The organism is Agreia sp. Leaf244, assembly GCF_001422695.1.
Lineage (GTDB): Bacteria > Actinomycetota > Actinomycetes > Actinomycetales > Microbacteriaceae > Agreia.
This window is the reverse complement of the sequence record NZ_LMLX01000001.1, coordinates 414,859-431,580: the sequence shown is the minus strand read 5'-3', so window position 1 is coordinate 431,580 and position 16,722 is coordinate 414,859. Positions and strand designations below refer to the sequence as shown.

At 67.6% G+C, this 16,722-nt stretch carries 15 protein-coding genes; 10 read left to right on the top strand and 5 right to left on the bottom strand.

The features are described 5' to 3' along the window. Positions 1-69 precede the first annotated feature (69 nt). On the bottom strand, positions 70-1,968 hold the full coding sequence (locus ASF06_RS01935; protein WP_055942645.1) for an IPT/TIG domain-containing protein: 1,899 nt from the start codon (positions 1,966-1,968) through the stop codon (positions 70-72). Positions 1,969-2,317: 349 nt separating this feature from the next. Between ASF06_RS01935 and ASF06_RS01930 the strand changes: the two genes are divergently transcribed. Genes ASF06_RS01930 through ASF06_RS01915 form a run of 4 tightly spaced genes read left to right on the top strand, consistent with a single transcriptional unit; the run spans position 2,318 to position 6,383 of the window. Then, the gene (locus ASF06_RS01930; RefSeq protein ID WP_055924424.1) at positions 2,318-3,070 is read left to right on the top strand and encodes a SipW-dependent-type signal peptide-containing protein; all 753 of its coding nucleotides are present in this window, start codon (positions 2,318-2,320) and stop codon (positions 3,068-3,070) included. Between the two features lie 49 nt (positions 3,071-3,119). Next, positions 3,120-3,740 (top strand): S26 family signal peptidase, encoded by a 621-nt coding sequence (locus ASF06_RS01925; protein ID WP_055942642.1) that lies wholly within the window; start codon positions 3,120-3,122, stop codon positions 3,738-3,740. Beyond that, the gene (locus ASF06_RS19635; protein ID WP_055942641.1) at positions 3,730-4,560 is read left to right on the top strand and encodes a hypothetical protein; all 831 of its coding nucleotides are present in this window, start codon (positions 3,730-3,732) and stop codon (positions 4,558-4,560) included. Before ASF06_RS01925 ends, ASF06_RS19635 begins: the two co-directional genes overlap by 11 nt. Further along, positions 4,557-6,383 carry a choice-of-anchor G family protein gene (locus ASF06_RS01915; protein WP_055942638.1) on the top strand — a complete coding sequence of 609 codons (1,827 nt, stop codon included), beginning with the start codon at positions 4,557-4,559 and terminating at the stop codon, positions 6,381-6,383. Before ASF06_RS19635 ends, ASF06_RS01915 begins: the two co-directional genes overlap by 4 nt. On the opposite strand, the gene ASF06_RS01910 is transcribed toward ASF06_RS01915, so the two are convergent. After that, the gene (locus ASF06_RS01910) at positions 6,380-7,021 is read right to left on the bottom strand and encodes a hypothetical protein (RefSeq protein ID WP_055942635.1); all 642 of its coding nucleotides are present in this window, start codon (positions 7,019-7,021) and stop codon (positions 6,380-6,382) included. The genes ASF06_RS01915 and ASF06_RS01910 overlap by 4 nt on opposite strands. 9 nt (positions 7,022-7,030) lie before the next feature. Next, positions 7,031-7,885: an endonuclease/exonuclease/phosphatase family protein gene (locus ASF06_RS01905; RefSeq protein ID WP_055942632.1), complete on the bottom strand. Its 855-nt coding sequence runs from the start codon at positions 7,883-7,885 to the stop codon at positions 7,031-7,033. Between the two features lie 173 nt (positions 7,886-8,058). On the opposite strand from ASF06_RS01905, the gene ASF06_RS01900 reads away from it, so the two are divergent. The 5 genes from ASF06_RS01900 to ASF06_RS01880 all read left to right on the top strand — a co-directional run bounded on the left by ASF06_RS01900 (position 8,059) and on the right by ASF06_RS01880 (position 14,762). Next, positions 8,059-8,514, top strand: coding sequence for an SRPBCC family protein (locus ASF06_RS01900; protein WP_055924409.1), 456 nt, complete (start codon positions 8,059-8,061; stop codon positions 8,512-8,514). Positions 8,515-8,741: 227 nt separating this feature from the next. Beyond that, the gene (locus ASF06_RS01895; RefSeq protein WP_055942628.1) at positions 8,742-8,945 is read left to right on the top strand and encodes a hypothetical protein; all 204 of its coding nucleotides are present in this window, start codon (positions 8,742-8,744) and stop codon (positions 8,943-8,945) included. Between the two features lie 172 nt (positions 8,946-9,117). Beyond that, positions 9,118-9,477: a hypothetical protein gene (locus ASF06_RS01890; RefSeq protein ID WP_157439039.1), complete on the top strand. Its 360-nt coding sequence runs from the start codon at positions 9,118-9,120 to the stop codon at positions 9,475-9,477. Positions 9,478-9,584: 107 nt separating this feature from the next. Beyond that, positions 9,585-9,878, top strand: a complete 294-nt coding sequence (locus ASF06_RS01885; protein WP_055942621.1) for a hypothetical protein — start codon at positions 9,585-9,587, stop codon at positions 9,876-9,878. A gap of 294 nt (positions 9,879-10,172) precedes the next feature. Then, positions 10,173-14,762 carry a metallophosphoesterase gene (locus ASF06_RS01880; protein WP_055942618.1) on the top strand — a complete coding sequence of 1,530 codons (4,590 nt, stop codon included), beginning with the start codon at positions 10,173-10,175 and terminating at the stop codon, positions 14,760-14,762. A 127-nt stretch (positions 14,763-14,889) separates the two neighbouring features. Here ASF06_RS01880 and ASF06_RS19335 read toward each other — a convergent pair whose 3' ends face one another. Next, a complete protein-coding gene (locus ASF06_RS19335) occupies positions 14,890-15,069 on the bottom strand; it encodes a hypothetical protein (protein ID WP_157411965.1) in 180 nt (59 codons plus the stop codon). 131 nt (positions 15,070-15,200) lie between these two features. Further along, positions 15,201-15,665, bottom strand: coding sequence for an adenylyltransferase/cytidyltransferase family protein (locus tag ASF06_RS01875; RefSeq protein WP_055924396.1), 465 nt, complete (start codon positions 15,663-15,665; stop codon positions 15,201-15,203). Positions 15,666-15,849: 184 nt separating this feature from the next. On the opposite strand from ASF06_RS01875, the gene ASF06_RS19330 reads away from it, so the two are divergent. Continuing rightward, positions 15,850-16,563 carry a hypothetical protein gene (locus tag ASF06_RS19330; RefSeq protein WP_055942615.1) on the top strand — a complete coding sequence of 238 codons (714 nt, stop codon included), beginning with the start codon at positions 15,850-15,852 and terminating at the stop codon, positions 16,561-16,563. Positions 16,564-16,722 lie beyond the last annotated feature (159 nt).

Here is a 16,722-nt window from a genome sequence, read left to right as displayed (position 1 = left end):
CTTGAAGACTGAAGCGCCGGCCCAACCCCCAAATGGGCCGGCGCTTCCTTGTCTGTCAGGACGACGCGACTACTCCGCCCGTCGCTGTCGACGCCACACGGCGGCGGCCGCGAGCGCGGCCCCGAGCAGCAGCAGGATGCCTGCGGTCCAGATGATCGGCGCGGGCGCCGCTCCCGTGGATGCGAGCGTTCCGGAGCCGCCTGCTCCCGCGGCCGCTGTCGAGACGTACCGGAAGGTCGTCGTGCTCGTTGCTCCTCCGGCCGTGGTGACAGTGACCACCGCGTTGCCGGCCGCGCACGGCGGGGTGCGGAAGGTGAGCACGGTGCCGTCGGCGTTCACCGACACGTTCTCAGCGGCGATGGTGGCACCGCAGATCGTCACCGTGGTCGCTCCGGGAACGAAGCCCGAGCCGCCGATCGTCACGGTCGTGCCCCCGGTGGTCGGCCCGGAACCCGGTGTGATCGTGGTCGAGGTGGGCGGAGCCACATAGAGGAACGCGTCGTCGATACGCTCGGCGTCGTCGCCCGACGTGATCAGAACCACGTCGGTGAAGCCCGCCGGGTTCGCGGGAGTCACGACGACGATGCGTGTGTCGGTCGGCTCGCCCACGATCGCGGCCTCGGCGTCGCCGAAGAACACCTGGGTCACGTCGGCGAGGTCGGTGCCCGTGATGGTCACCGTGGTGCCGCCCGCGGTCGGTCCGGACGACGGGGTGATTCCCGTGACCTGCGGCGAGTCGGCCGACACGTAGAGGAACTGCTCGGGAGAGGTCACGTCGTTGTCGCCGCCGAAGTTCACGACGACATCGGCGAGGCCGGTTCCCGGGGGAGTCTCGATGACGATCGAGGTGCCGTCGTCGGAGATCGAGACGATGTCGGCGTCGTCACCGCCCACCGTCACGCCCGTCGCTTCGCCGAGACCGGCGCCGGAGATCGTGACCTCCGTGCCGCCGGCGTCAGGACCCTCGTTCGGCGTGATGCCCGAGATCGACGGCTCGACGTAGAGATAGGGGAGCGTGGCGGCGCTGCCCGGGTTCGCGACCGAGACCACGGCGTCTCCCGCGGCATTCGCCGGGGTCACTGCCGTGAGCGACGTTCCGGCCTCGTTGGGCACGATGTCGGTCGCGGCGATGCCGTCGAAGGTCACGGTCGTGGATGCGTTGAAGCCGGTTCCGCTGATCGTCACGGTCTGCCCGCCGAACGTCGGCCCTGACGGGGGAGTGATGCTCGAGAGCGTCACCGGAACGATCGCGGGCGTCTCGCACTCGGCGTTGGCCAGGGTGATCGTGGCGGCGATCTGGTTGACCAGCTCGATCTCTCCGACCGTGCCGGTGAGGAAGACACGGGCGACGAGCGCGCTCGCGGTGGCGGCGGTGGCCGTCGCGTCCTCGATCTCCTGCACCTCGACCCTCAGGGTCACGCCGGCGAGGGCTCCGACGGCGTCGCCCTCGAGGGTGGTCTCCGCGCTCACGATGTCGCCCGACGAGACGTCGACGCCGACCTGGTCGAGAACGTTGAGGTTCGCGATCTGAGCGACCGCGGTGGCGTCCTGGCCCACGACGCAGGTCGTGTCGGCGGTCACCCCGCTCAAGGTCAGAAGATCGAGACCGAGCAGGTCGACATCGGCGGTGGCGATCGCCGCACTCGACGACGATCCTGCAGGACCTGTCGTCGAGGTGGAGGTCACGCCGTTGACGTCGATGCCCGCGAGCAGGGCGTCGATGAGCGTGTAGTCGTCGGTGGGCGACGTCTGCGTGCCCGGCGCGGTCACGGCGGTCTGGCCGACCGTGGTCTCGTCGAGGACGATCTGGATGCCGGCGATGTCGACCGTCAGTTCGGCCTGGGCGCCGTAGGCCGATGCGTCTCCGGGTGCTGCGAGTGCGGGACCCGCCACCACGAGAGTCGTTCCCGCCACGAGTGCTGCGGTCACCCCCGTCGCAAGCAGGCGTCGTGCGATGCGTCGTTGCATGTGTGTTTGCTCCTTTGCAAACCCGGCGCTCCCCTGGGGCCGGATGCGATCACGCTACTCAGCGCTGATACCCCCCGATTGGGGAGCCGACGATTTCGGTAGTGCGTGTTAGCGTCCCCGACCTGACGGCGATGGTCGACGCCGGTGCCCACGCACTACGGGTATGTCACGCGAGAGCTACGGAATAAACACGGGGTACTACCGAGCCCCGGTACGGGCGCTACGGGACTGTCCTCGCACGACTACTCGAAGTGCTCGCCTGCGCCCCATCGTGAATTCTCCTCATGTCATCGTTCAACCCTCAGAGGCCACATAAGGGGCGGCTTCATCTAGTTCGGGGAGATCAGTCATGTCACAGTCATCAGAATTCGAAGCGCCGGAGACGCCGGCCGGTTCGTCGCTCAGAAAGCGTTCCACGAGGCAGAAGGCGTTCGCCGTTCTCGCCGCAGGCCTTGTGCTGGGTGTCGGCGCAACCGTGACACTGGCCGTGTGGAACGACTCGGAGTGGGTCGTCGGTGGAACGGCCGGAGTCGATGGCGACCCGGGCACTCCGGGCGTGGGCACCAGCACCTTCGAAGTCCAGCAGAACACGAGCGTCGACTTCGACGCCGACGCGTGGACCGATGAGGAGACCAACCCCGGCGGCTCGCTGACCTTCACCACCGGTGCCCTCACGCTCACCCCGGGTGATGCCATCTACGCTCCCGTCTCGCTGAGTACGACCGATGGCTCGGTCGCCGCGCCTTCTGTGCGCCTCAGCGGAGCGGTCGCCGCGACGAACATCCCCATCGACGACCCGGGCAACCTGCTCACGGCTGCCCTCGAGCTGCGCGTCGTTGTGGCGACGGGCGCACGAGATGCCGATCCAGCCGCCTGCACCGCTGCAGCCTTCGGCCCCGCCGCGACCTACGTCGTGGGCACGGCAGACGAGGCCGCCGGGCTTGCCACCGCCAGCACCGTCGTCAGCGCCCTCGCAGCAGACTCGGGCGACCAGCTCAACTACTGCTTCCAGGTCTCGCTCCCCGATGACGCGCCCGACACTCTGCAGGGTCGAGCGGTCGCTCCCGCCTGGCAGTTCGTGTCGGCCTCCGAGCTCGACTAGCGGTCCGCAGCACACCACCTGAGACCGACCGACCGGAAAGGCGATTCACATGACGCGAGTCGCCGAGTTCCGCGAGACCCACCGTGGACATCCCCATGCGCACGGTGGGTCTCGTCGGCCGGGGCGACTCAGGATCGTCGCCTCTCGAATCCGAGATGTCGCGCTCGCGGCCGCGGGAATCGCCGGCCTCGCCGCCATAGCCTGGGGCATCGCCACTCTGTTCTTCGGATTCTCGCTCGTGACCTTCGCGACCGGATCCATGGCCCCGACGATTCCGGCGGGATCACTGGCTCTGGTCCGCCAGGTTCCGGCCTCAGAGCTCGAGGTCGGGCAGGTCGTCACCCTCCAGAGGGGAGGGGAGCGGCTGCCGATCACCCACCGCATCACGGTGATCGAGCCCGACCCGAACGTGCCGAACGGTCGCATCGTCTCAATGCAGGGCGATGCGAACACGATTCCCGATCTCTTCCCGTACCACGTGAAGACCGGAAAAGTCGTTCTCGGCTCGATCGCCGGCGGGCAGGCCGTGAGCGATGCGATGGGCAGCCCGGTCACCCTCGTCGTCGTGACTATCGGCGCCGGCGCCCTCGTTCTCTGGGCCTTCTGGCCCCGCACCCAGCAATCCAGCACCACCGAACCACGAAGAGGTGAGAGACGCCATGCGCGTTGAACCCGCATCCGCGAGACGCCGAGCAGCGACAGCGCTCGCCACGGTCTTCGCCGTACTGCTCATGGTGGCGGGCATCGCGCTCGTCTCCGCCCGGGCATCCGCGGCCCTCGATCTGCCGGGTGATCCCGACCCGCAGCCCGGCGCACCGGGGTATCTGACCCTCGAGACGTCGCCCGACCCGCTGCAGTTCCTCGACATGAGCCCGGGAGACGTGGGGTACGGGCAGATCGAGATGACCCTCGAGACAGCGACGACCGCGCGCATCGCCCTCGAGATGTATGCAGGTGGAGAGCTGCTCGCCCACCCCAACGGTGTGGTCATTTCCATCGCCTCCTGCGACGCGGCCTGGACGGGCATTCCCGCCGAGCCGGTCACCTTCGATCCGGCAGACCCCGGATGCGGCAACAATCCGCAGGCGATCACCTCCGTCGGGCCGGGTGCCGAATCCGACGGAACGCCGCTGTTCGACCTGGGCACGCTCGATGCCGGAAGCCCCCGCTTCATCCTCGTCGAGGCACGGATGCCCGACGTCTCCGCCAGTCGCGACGAGAGTCTCATGGGGCTCACGGGCGACTTCGCCTTCCACGTTCTCGCCGAGGGCGACGACGTGGTGCCGACCAATCCCACGACCACACCGGGCACCCCGGCAACGCCGGGAACGCCGGGCACCTCGGGTTCGGGCACGAAGGGCCCGGGCGGGCTCGCCAACACCGGACTCGACGTCCTCGCCGTTGTCCTCATCGGCTCCGGGGCCATCGCACTCGGAATGATCGTGCGTCACCGCCGAACACTCACGCCACGACGAAGGAGCGCGTCATGACCCCGCGCAGCACGACCCGCCGCACCCTCTCGCGCTCAGCCACGCGCCGACTCGTCGGAACCCTCGCGGGGGTTGTCGCGATCACCGTCTCGGCGGCGACGTCGATCACGGCGGCTCCGACAGACGCCTCCTGGCTCGATGCCGAATGGGACTCGTCGACCATCGGTACGCTCGACTGCGGATCCGACGGCTCGCCCTTCACGACGCGGGCATCGGGCAAGCTGCTGGGCGGAAGCCTGGCCGGCATCGACCTCGACGCTTTCGCCGAGCTCGACGGTATCAGCGGGGTGAACGACGCATCCGGTGTCGCGATCACGCCCCCGCCGCCGCAGTCGAACTCGCTGGGCGAGAACGCCTACGCCAACCCGCTCACGGTCACGGCGCTCAGTACTCTGCAGGCCAGCCTGGGCGACCTGCTGCTGCTTCCGCTCAATGCCGGCCTCGGTGTCGACAACAGCTACGTGCAGGTCGACTCCGACGGAACATCCACCGGTGCGACCGGCGCGGTGAGCAACAGCGGGGCCATCCAGACGACGGCGAGCCAGCCCGGCCCGAACCCGCCCACCTTCGCCACCCTCCAGCTGAGCACCATCGTGCAGTCAGCGCTCGGACAGAGCCTGAGTACCGTCGTCGCGGGCCTCGCCGACGCGTCGCTCGACGTGGGCGCGGTCGCATCGAGCGCAACGCTCGATGCGTGCGCCGCCACCTGGACGGGCTCGATCGTCTCGTCGCTCGAGCGCCAGTACGCCGTGGCGGGAGTGGACCTCGACCTCACATCTCCCACGGTCGGCACTCTCGTGACGAACACGAGCTCCGTGATCACGGGACTCGACGGCACGGTGGAGGGTCTTGCAGGCAACGCGGGAGTGCTGTCATCGCTGACGACCGGACTCACCGGTCAGCTGAACACCCTGCTGAACACGCTCGGACTCGGGTTGGGGTCGATCACGATCAGCAACCTCAACGTCGGTATCGATCTCGACGATGTGAACGGGCTGCTCGACGACACCATCTCCGACGACGCCGGCATCGTGAGCGTCGATCTCGTGACGGGGCGGATCTCTGTCGATCTCGACGGTCTGCTCGGGGCGGCCTACGGCACGACCGGCATCAACGGGCTCCCCGCCAACACGCAGCTGCTCATCAACGACGAGATCCTCAACGCGCTCACAGCGGCGACGACCGAGGCGCTCGTCAACTGGGTCGACGATCTGGAGGGCGCCATCAGGGCGGCGCTCGAATCGATGACCGTGTCTGCCAAGGTGGTCGTCAACGTGCTTCAAGGGTCAGGCCCCCCTGTCGCCTCGATCACGTTGACGATCCCCGAGGTCTCGCTGGCCGGTCTCACCGCCGGCACGCCGCTCGTCACCACGTCGATCTCCCTGGCGGGAGGCGCGGCCTGCAGCGTCATTACGGCCATCCTGTGCGGACTGCTCAACACTCTCACCGGAGGGTTGGCTGCGAACGTCTCCGCGTCACTCGGAACCGCGCTGAATTCGGCGCTCTTCACTCCCGTGACCGGTGTTCTCGCCACGACCAGAACGGCGCTGCTCGCGCTGACCGCCCCCGTGGTCACGCTCGTCTCGAACGCGACGGATGTGCTGTTCGGGGAGGACTCCCTCCTGTCGCTGACCGCGAATGCACAGAACAGTCCGAACCCGGCGAACGGCAACCCGGAACCGGCGTGGACGGTCGACGGGCCGGATGCGGCGACGAGGTCGACGGGGCAGTACGACGTGGCCGCCCTGCGGCTCACCGCGGTGGGAACTGTGGTGCAGCTCGACCTGGCGCGGTCGTCGGTGGGAACGAGTGCCCCGCGCTAGCCGATCTCTCGGAGTCGTGTGCGGGAGTCGGCCGGCGTGGTCGCCTCGGCGTGCGGGGCGATCCACCGGCTCTCCGAGCTGAGCCAGCGAATGCACAGGCCGGCCAGCAGCGAGCCGAGCCCGCCCACGGCGAGGTCTCCGATGGTGTCGGTGTAGCTCACGAAGATGGCCGAGTCGATGAAGGTGTGGCCCGCCCACTCGCCCATCTCCCAGAGCACTCCGGCGGCGAGCCCGAACACCGTCGTCAGGAGCGCGGAGCGGAGCAGCGACGTCGTTCCCGCTGCGACGTCGGGCACGACGCCCGTGCGGGCTGCCACCACGAAGAACAGCGCGGCGAGCAGTCCGTTGGCGGCGAAGTGGATCACGATGTCGAGCCAGTCGATCGACGTGTACAGCTCGAAGACGCCGCTCCAGGCGGCCACGAGCAGCGTGCCGCCCACCGCGATATCGAAGCCGGGGCGCAGCCCGAGAAAGCGCGGCACGAGCATGCCGAGCAGCGTGAGCGCGAAGACCGCCACCTCCACGAATCCCCAGTGGATGCCGCCGATCGCGATGCTGATGACGCCGAGCACGCGCAGAGCGTCGGCCGTCAGTTCCGCACCGCCGCGCGGTCGCCGCAGGAAAGTCTCGGTGATCACGCTCGAAGATTACCCGGCGGTGCGCTCCGCGGGCAGGGCCTTGCGGGGGCGCACGAGAACCTGCACGGGCTCATGGTCGGATGCGGCGGCGCCGTCGAAACGCGAGGCATTGATGGCCGCCTCGCGCACCTCGATGCCGGGGCTCACGAGGATCCAGTCGATGCGTTTCGTGCCGGTCTTGGGCGTGCGGTAGTTCGAGAAGGTGCCCCACGGGGGCGTGAGCCGCACGCCGGCCGCGGTCCAGGCATCCACGAGCGGCCCGGCGTCGCCGGCGATCGCCTCGAACGGAGCCGTGCCGACGTCGGTGTTCGTGTCGCCCATCACGATGACGGGCTCGTCGCTCGACGTGGCGAGCGCGGCGAGCTGCTCGGCCGAGTGCAGCCGGGCCCGCCGAGCGATGTGGTCGAAGTGGGTGTTGATCACGCGCAGCGGCTCGCCGGTCTTCACATCGACGAACCGGGCGACGACCGCGATGCGCGGAATCATGTTGCCCCAGGAACGCGACCCCGCGACATCCGGTGTCTCTGACAGGGCGATCTGGCGCCAGCTCTCCAGATGCAGTCGGCGAGAGTCGTAGAAGAGAGGGCATCCCTCGCCGGTGCCGTCGGCGTTGCGCCCGTAGCCGATGCGGCGGTAGTGGGGCCCGAGCACGGCTGAGATGAAGAGGGCCTGGTCGGGCAGCGCCTCCTGCGTTCCGAGCAGAGTGGGGCGCTCGCGAGACAGCAGTTGGCGCATCAGCGGCTGCCGCCTCGACCAGAGGTCGGGGCTTCCGGGGGCGTTCTGCCTCATGCGGCGCCGGATGTTGTAGGTCATCACATGCAGATCGGGTGCGTGGGCTTCGCCGAAAATCGGGGCGTCTGTCATGGGGTCAGCGTAGGCCGGGATGCGGGGCTGTTGCTGAGCGCCGTTGCTGAGCGCTGTTGCGGCGCGCTGTTGCTGCGCGAGTCGTGCGTCAAGGGGGTCACCCCGGGCGCGCCCTGCCCGTAGCGTCGAGGAGGTACAGACAAGTTGATACCGCACTACGAGGAGTTGTTCACATGCCCCAGATCATCGAGACCGTCGACGTTTCTGTTCCCGTCTCCGTCGCCTACAACCAGTGGACCCAGTTCGAGGAGTTCCCCAAGTTTCTCGACGAGGTCGAGTCGATCCAGCAGGTGACCGACACTCTGACCGAGTGGAAGATCAAGGTCGGCCCCGTCGAGCGCACCTTCGAGGCCAACATCACCGAGCAGCACCCCGACGAGCGCGTCGCCTGGACGAGCACCGGCGGCGAGGTCGACCACGCTGGCGTCGTCACGTTCCACAAGCTCGCTCCCACCGAGACCCGCGTGACCGTGCAGCTCGACTGGGAGCCCACCGGCCTGCTCGAGAAGCTCGGTTCGGCCGTGGGTGTGGGCGGCCACGCGGTGAAGAAGGACCTGAAAAACTTCAAGGAGTACATCGAGTCGGAGGGCCACCCCGACGGAGCATGGCGCGGCGACGTCGAAGCCTGATCGCTCGCACATCACGAGAGGCCACCCCGCTCGGGGTGGCTTTTCTCGTGTTGTCCGCAATCCGATCCCGCCGCCGCGCCGAATCGTGAGAATACGTCGTTTACCGGGCCCTGTGAAGTCCCTTGTGCCAGAACACGACGCTCTGTAGCGTTGCTGCAAATACACTGAGAATCACTCAACCTAACGTGATCGCGCCTGCGGTCAGCAGAAGGAGCGAAACACCACCCATGTCTTCCGCCATCATCGAACGTCACGGTCCTCGTCGCGCGTACATCCTCCAGACGGACGGCGCCGAGAGGACGAGCCGCCTCGCCACGGTCTATCGCATGAGCGACGGCTGGCACGCGAAGCTCAGCGACGACCACACGAGAGACGGCTGGTCGGGCCCCTACGGATCGCCCGAAGAGGCTTTGACGCGGCTCGTCGCCTGACGAGATCGAGCAGAGATTCGACAACTAACTGACTGATCCTTATCTTTAGAGAAGAAGGCGTCGGCTCGCCCCTCAGCTCGAGCCGCCGTTTCTCACCCAGACTCTCTGCGCACCGGTTTTCTCCAACGGATGCGGCTCGCCCCTTATCTGCTCGGACGCCATGATCACCCCTGTGCCTGCACGTGCCCACGCCAACATGTCTGCAACGGAGCGCGAGCTCACGTTCGACTCCCTTCTCGCCGAGTTCGGCGAGGCGGAGGAGGTCGAGGCGCCCGTAGCGGATCTGGCGCCGGCGAAGTTCGAATTGCAGCCGGCCTCGGTTCCGGATGCTGCCGCCCCGAAGTCGGCCCCGCCCGGAGCCCCTGAGGCTGCGCGGCCCACGTGGGCCGCGCGGTCTCGCGCCCTGCTGTCGCGACCTGTGCTGTCCCGCCTGCGGGAGAAGGCGTCTCCCGAGGTGCTCAAGCTCAGCGGCCTGATCGTGGTCGCAGCGCTCAGCCTGACCCTGGTGTTCGTCGCACTCTCCCGCGCGTGATCCATCCGTCAGAAAACGCGGGTAGTCGGGCCGCAAAGAGCGTTTTCTGACGGATCGATGCAGTTCTTCGTCGCGATCTCTCGCTGACGATTGCGTAGCGTGGAGGCATGACGTCCTCCACTCCGAAGCGCCTCCTGCTCGCCATCGCTGTCGTCGCCGTCGTGGTGGGGGCGGTGATCGCGGTCATCTCCGCGTCGCAGCCTCTCTCCTTCGGATGGGTGGCGTACGCGCCACTCTCCGGTGACATGTTCCGGCCCGGAGCCGTGCAGATCGTCGCGCCCATGACGGCTCTCGGCCTGGTGATAGCCGTGCTCGGCCTGCTCGCGGGAGCCTTCTGGGCGGGCCTGGTGGTCGGCGCTCGCTCGCAGCCGCGCGCGGAGGGCACGCCGCCTCGGGCCTGATCGACTTGTCACAGAATGTTCAAAGTGGACGCCTTTAGCGCGTTGTCTGACCAGTCGACGCGGCCTGTCATCATCCACTTGTCACAGAACGCTCGAAACCTCGACGGATAGAGCAATGTGTGACAAGTCGATCGCGCCGGTCGGCCGTCGGAACGCTCCACCGTTAGCGACGACACGTTGCGAACCTGCCCGTCACCTCGCGTTCATCTTCCATCTGCACGAACGCCCCCAATTGGGGAGGTCGCGGCTCGTAGGTTCGAGGAGTTTTGTTCCACCACCTCTGGGGTCTCCACGTTGTCTCGCTCACGCCTGTTCGCCTTGCCCGCCTTCGCCTCTGTTCTCGCCGCAGCCCTCATCGCCTCGAGCGCGGTTCCGGCCTTCGCGGCATCGCCGGCGGGAGAGGTGATCGTCACCGAGATAGCGCCTGACAACACGGGCGTCGACTCGTTCGAGTACGTCGAGGTCGTGAACACCGCGTCGACAGACGTCACCGTCGGCGCCGGCGGACTCTCGCTCGCCTACATCTACGCCGATACCGACGACCGTGCTCGCGACATCCCGCTCACGGCCCCCGCCGGCACGGTGCTGCCGGCAGGCCAGCCGGTGGTGCTGTGGCTCAACTACACCTCGGGCTCGGTCGACACCTCGACGTTCACCATCGACGACTTCCGCGCCTACTGGGCGGGCGTCACCGGCACGACACCGGATGCCTACACCGTCGTTCCGCTCACCGGCCAGGCCGGCATGGCCAACAGCGGCGGCCGCGGAATCCGCGTCGTCGACACCGACGGCGCAGCCATCTCGTGGTCGTTCTACCCGTCGGGCTCCGTCGCGGTCGACCGGGTCGCCCAGTTCGCCCGCCCCGCAGACACCGCTCAGCGCAGCATGACCCTCGCCGCCTCGGCCGCCGTTCCGAGCCCCGGGGTCGTCGACCCCGCCGTGCTGGTGCCGCCGACCCCGACCGACCCCGAGCCGACGGCGCCCCCGACGACCGAACCCACGACATCCCCCGAACCCACGACCGAACCGACGACCGAACCGACGACCGAGCCCACCACCCCGCCCACCGAGCTGCCCGCCCCCGACCCGACCCTGGTCGCGTCGCCGCTGCAGATCACCGAGCTGCTGCCCGACTCCACCAACGTGGGCAGCGCAGACGGCTACGAGTTCATCGAGGTCTACAACTCGAGCGACAGCCCCGTCGACTGGGCCGACTACACCCTGCGCTACCTCTACCCGGTCACCGACCAGACCAACTCGTCGACCGCGCTGTGGCCGAGCACGCCCCGCGACGTGGTCATCCCGTCGGGCGGCAAGCTCGTGCTCTGGGTGAAGAACGCGGCCAACAGCAGCCTCGGCTTGGCCGACTTCAACAGCCACTTCTCGACGAAGCTCACGCAGGATCAGCTCGTCGACGTGGTCTCGGCCGGCATGGCCAACGGCTCGGCCCGCGGCATGCAGATCGTGACCAACACCGGCTTCGCCCTCAACCGCGCGTACTACAACATGGTCTCCACGGTCGACGACGTCGATGCAGAGCAGGGAATCCAGTACGGCTTCGACGCCGCCGACATCACCAAGCAGGCCCTGCTGCGCAAGGCTCCGGCGACGCCCGGCTCGGTCACCGCAGACCAGGTCCCTGCCGGCCTCGTGGTCGTGCCGACGGATGCGCAGGCGCCCGCGATCACCGACAACACGGGCAACACCGTCGACCCCGCGGTCGATTTTCCGATCGACTTCACCATCACCGACGACCGCCAGGTGCGCACCGTGCGCCTCACGGTGTCGAACGACGTCGACCAGACTCCGACGGTCATCGACCTGCTCGGCCAGCGCGTCGACCCCGCCGACACCGATCCCGCCGACCCGCTCTCGCGCTACGCCTACGAGCTCCCCGGCGTCGACCTCTACGGCAAGGCCTGGCTCGAGTACTCGGTCGAGGTGCGAGACGGATCCAACACCGTCACCACCGAGACGCGCCGGGTCACCGTGACCCAGGGCGACACCGACCCCGTGCGCCTCAATGTCACCGAGGGCCAGTGGCTCAGCGGAACCACCCGGGTCGCGGCGTCCGCGAGCACCCCGCCCGGCGCATCCCTCGACATCGACGGCGCAGCCGTGACCGACACGACCCGCTCACTCGAGCGCGAGCCCTACTTCGCGTTCGAAGCCGGCGGCGTCAACACCTTCTTCCGCAACGGCGTTCTCATCGGCCCCGACATTCTCACCATCTTCGACGAGGGCATCTTCGAGGGCGTCGAGACGATCACCACGAAGGTTCCGCTCAGCTACGTCACCGCGGGCCAGCCGCTGACGCTGAGCGTCTGGGCCGGAACCAAGGCCGCGCCCGAGCTGAGCGTCGAGAACAACGACGACTTCACCATTCAGAACCTCAGGCTCGTGCTTCCGGATGGGCGGGCCCTGCGCCCGGCCGGCTACGACGACCCCACGAAGGTTCTGCAGATGGGCGACACGACCGGAAAGCTCGACTTCTACGACGCCGTCTTCACGCTTCCCGATGACGCGTTCGGCGCTGTCGCCCACCAGTGGAACACGACCGCCGTCACCGACGGCGCCCACGTGATCGGGGCATCCGCCGCAGACCTGCGCGTCGAGCGCACGGTCAACGTCGACAACACCGCCCCCGAGGTGACCACCAACATGGTCGCCGAGACCGAGTACCGCGGCGAGTTCGTGATGACCGGCGGGGCCACGGATGCCGGATCGGGCCTGAGCGCGTTCGTCGCGACCCTCGACGGCCAGGCCGTGCAGCTGCCGTACAGGGCATCGAGCGTCGACCTCGCCGGAGGCTCGCACACGCTCGCCATGAAGGCCACCGACGTCGTGGGCAACGTGACCGACACCTCCGTGGTGTTCACCACGCCGGTCGAGCAGCCGTCGGGCATCGCCGTTCTTCCTGAGGAGGGCGCCGAGGTCGTCGAGGGCGAGGCCGAGCTGAAGGCCCGCGTCGACGACCCGAGCGGCGACACGCTCGCCGTGGAGTTCGCCCGGGGCTACGAGCTCGACGCGGCGAACGGGGGAGTGTCGAGCCGAGTGGGCACGACCGAGGTGTCGACCGAGGTCGACTCCGCTCCCGCAGCCGCAGCCTCTCGCGCCCTCAGTGCCGACGAGGTCTCGGCGCTCGGGGGAGTCGACGGACTCGACACCGAGATCAGCTCGGACACCGCCCTGCCGTACCAGGTCTTCGACGCGGCGATCCCGGCCGATGCCGGCGCCGACTATCAGACGAAGCTCACCTGGACGGGATCGGCGAACACGGGCGCCAAGGTGCTCATGTACGTGCGCAACGTCACGACCGGGGCGTGGGAGGAGATCGACCGTCACGTGACCGTCGACGCCGACGACGTGGAGTTCGGGCTCACGGCCACCGTCGCCGCAGCGGACCACGCGGCGAACGGAACCATGCAGGTGCTCGTGCAGCACTCGGAGGGATTCTCGGGTGCGCCGCGCTCGACGCGCGACACCCCGATCACGCCGCTGAACGCATCCGACACCCCGCGCAGCGACTACGACTTCACGCTCGGGTGGGAATCGGACACGCAGTACTACAACGCCGACCCGAACAACTACAAGCACCAGGAGGCGATCCACAACTTCTTCCTGACGCAGCGCGACAACCTCAACCTGCAGTACGTGACGCACACCGGCGACATCGTCGACAACAGCCTGATCAACGACCAGTGGGTGCGGGCCGATGCGGCCTACGACAAGCTGGATGCCGCGGGCCTGCCCTACGGCGTGCTGGCCGGCAACCACGATGTGAACCAGATGACCAACGACTACACGCAGTTCAGCCAGTGGTTCGGTCAGCAGCGGTTCGAGTCGAACCCCTGGTACGGCGAGAGCTACCTCGACAACCGCGGTCACTACGACCTCATCAGCGCGGGCGGCATCGACTTCATCCAGGTGTACATGGGCTGGGCTCCGGGCGACGCCGAGATCGCGTGGATGAACGAGACCCTCGCCAAGTACCCCGAGCGCAAGGCGATCCTCAACCTGCACGAGTACATGCTCACCACGGGTGGCCTCGGGCCGGTGCCGCAGCGCATCTACGACGAGGTCATCGCCACCAACCCGAACGTGATGATGGTGATGTCTGGGCACTATCACGACGCCTTCACGCGCTACGACGCGTTCGACGACAACGGCGACGGCACCCCTGACCGCACGGTCACGCAGATGCTGTTCGACTACCAGGGCCTGGCAGAGGGCGGCCTCGGCTACCTGCGTCTGATGCAGTTCGACAACGCGGGGCAGAAGATGACGGTGCGCACCTATTCACCGTCGCTCGACGACTACGACTCCGAGGACCCGTCTCTCGAGCAGGAGCACCAGGAGTTCGTCGTGCCCTACGCGACTCTGGGCATCCAGCCGAAGACCAAGACGCTGCGCACCAACGCGTTCACGGCCGAGGTGCAGACCACGCAGACGATCGGAGCCCTCACCGGCATCGCGAGCGGAACCGAGGCCGCCATGCCGTGGCCGACCGCGCCGCTGGGAGAGCAGGGCTGGTACGTCACGGTCAGCGACCCGTATGGCGCGCAGTTCAGGTCGGGCGTGAGCACGTTCGTGGTCGTCGCGGCGCCCGAGGAGCCGACGGAGCCGGCCGAGCCCGGTGAACCCGGCCTCCCGGGTGAGCCGCAGCAGCCGGGCCAGCCCGGTGCGCCGGATGCCGGCACCCAGCCGGGTGCGCAACCCGCCGGCTCGGGCTCGAGTTCGGGCTCGGGTTCGACGGAGACGCTGGCCGCGACGGGTGCCGACCCGCGCGTCGGTCTGTGGATGGCGCTGGCCCTGCTGCTCGCCGGCCTGGCAGGCGCGCGGCTGGCAGCCCGCCGCCGCGCTCGGTCTGGACTGGTGGAGTAGGTCGCCCGCGCGGCATCGAGCCGTCACGAAGTGCTGTTATTACGCCTGGGAACAGCATCTAGTGACGGGTCGATGCCGCCCGGGCAGCTCTGTCGAGCTGTGAGCGCCGGGGCTCTGAGCGCCGGGGCTATCGGCGGCGGGTGACTCTCGTCGCGAGGGACAGGCTGTACGCGAGGGCGATCGCTCCCACGGTTGCGACGAGATCGATGGCGAAGCGTGCTCTGGCCGGCGGCGTCTGCTCGTCGTAGAGCTGTGCCGAGGCGGCCACGAGAACAAGCCCGGGCCTGCTGTGCGCTGTGTCAGTCATGTGATCCCCCATGGGGAATCTGCGGCCTGCGTTCTCCCCGCTGTCCAGCCTAGGTCATGACGCGCTTGCGGGTACAGTGAAGGCCCGGCTGCTCGGGGAGACCAGCCGGGCCGTTGGGGGTATAACTCTTGTCAGCTGCCAGTCGCGCCTCCGTTCGCCGTGCGTGCATACTCGGGTTCGAGCATGAGGTCGAGGATGCGCCGAAGCTTGCTGCTCGACGTGTGGGCTGTGTACGGGAAGTAGACGACGTCGACGCCGACCTCGGCGAACTCCGCCTCGAGGCGTCGGCCCTTGTCTGTGTCGCGCCAGTCGTCGCCCTTGAAGAAGACGTCGAAACCGACCTCGCGCCAGGTGTCGAGCTTGTCGGGCACGACCTCAGCGCGGGCCTGGTCGACGTAGGAGATGTGGCTGACGATCTCGAGCCGTTCGGCCAGGGGGATCACGGGGGTGATGCCCTTGTTCTGGATCAGCATCTCGTCGGAGACGACGCCGGCGATCAGGTAGTCGCACTGGCTCTTGGCGTGCTTGAGGATGTTGAGGTGTCCGACGTGAAAGAGGTCGAAGGCGCCGGCCGCGTAACCGATCTTGATGACCATGGGGCTCCAACCGCATAAGTGAGAAAACGTCAAGTTTCTACAACGCTAGCGAAAGATGAATTCTGAACGCAAGGATTTCTCACTTTTGACCTGTATTGGGGGTGGGACCGCGGCTGAGACCCCCGTGGATGCCTCGCCCGCTCGTGCGAGAATGCTCGATAACTCCAAGCAAAAGGTTGACGACATGAGCGGTTCGAACGCAGACGGCCCCGATCTCTCGCAGGGTGTCTCCACGCCTGAACGGCCTCGCCGCATGCGCCCCTGGCTGCTGGCTGTCATCGGCGCTGTGCTCGTCGTGGTCATCTGCGTTGTCGTATGGGCCGCCGTCACGTCCGCCAACTCCGCCGGTTCGCCCTCGCCCTCGCCCTCAGCGTCTGCAACGACCGCGGCCGACGACTCGGCGGCGACGTCCACCTCCTCGCCCTCCGCCTCGTCCGACCCGAGCGCAGACGCGACGACGGCTCCGGATGCTGCCGGTGGCGACGTGCGCGCCACCTCCGCCGCGAATCCCTTCGATACGCCTGCAGAGATCGCTCCCGGGGTGACCGCCACCGTGGGGAAAATCACCAGTGTGGACGGGGTCGCCAAAGGCGTGGGAGAAACGGCGGGGCCCGCAATCCGGTTCGAGGTGACGATTACGAACGAGAGCGCCGAAACGATCGACCTGGGTCTGACCACCATCCTCGTCGACTATCGGGCCGATCTGGTTCCAGGTACCCAAATGAGCGGCAATGCGGATCAGGAGTCGTTCCCTGCGTCGCTCGCGTCCGGCAAGAGTGCCACAGCGTCTTACGTATTCACTGTTCCCGTCGAGGATCGCGAATCGGTCCGTATCACGATCGACTATTTGGCAGGCGTTCCCTTGGCGGTCTTCGCAGGGTCGGTTCCCACCTCCTGAACGGATACGCGCCAAAAATGACCCCTAAGTGAGGGATATTCATTTTAAGTCTCGTCTAGTAACGTCCAAAGAGGACCCGACTTCTCTGTAGCAAAATCTGAGAAATCATCAGTTTTGTCTACCTTCGTATTCGCAGCTTTTTTACACCGTCGAGGAATT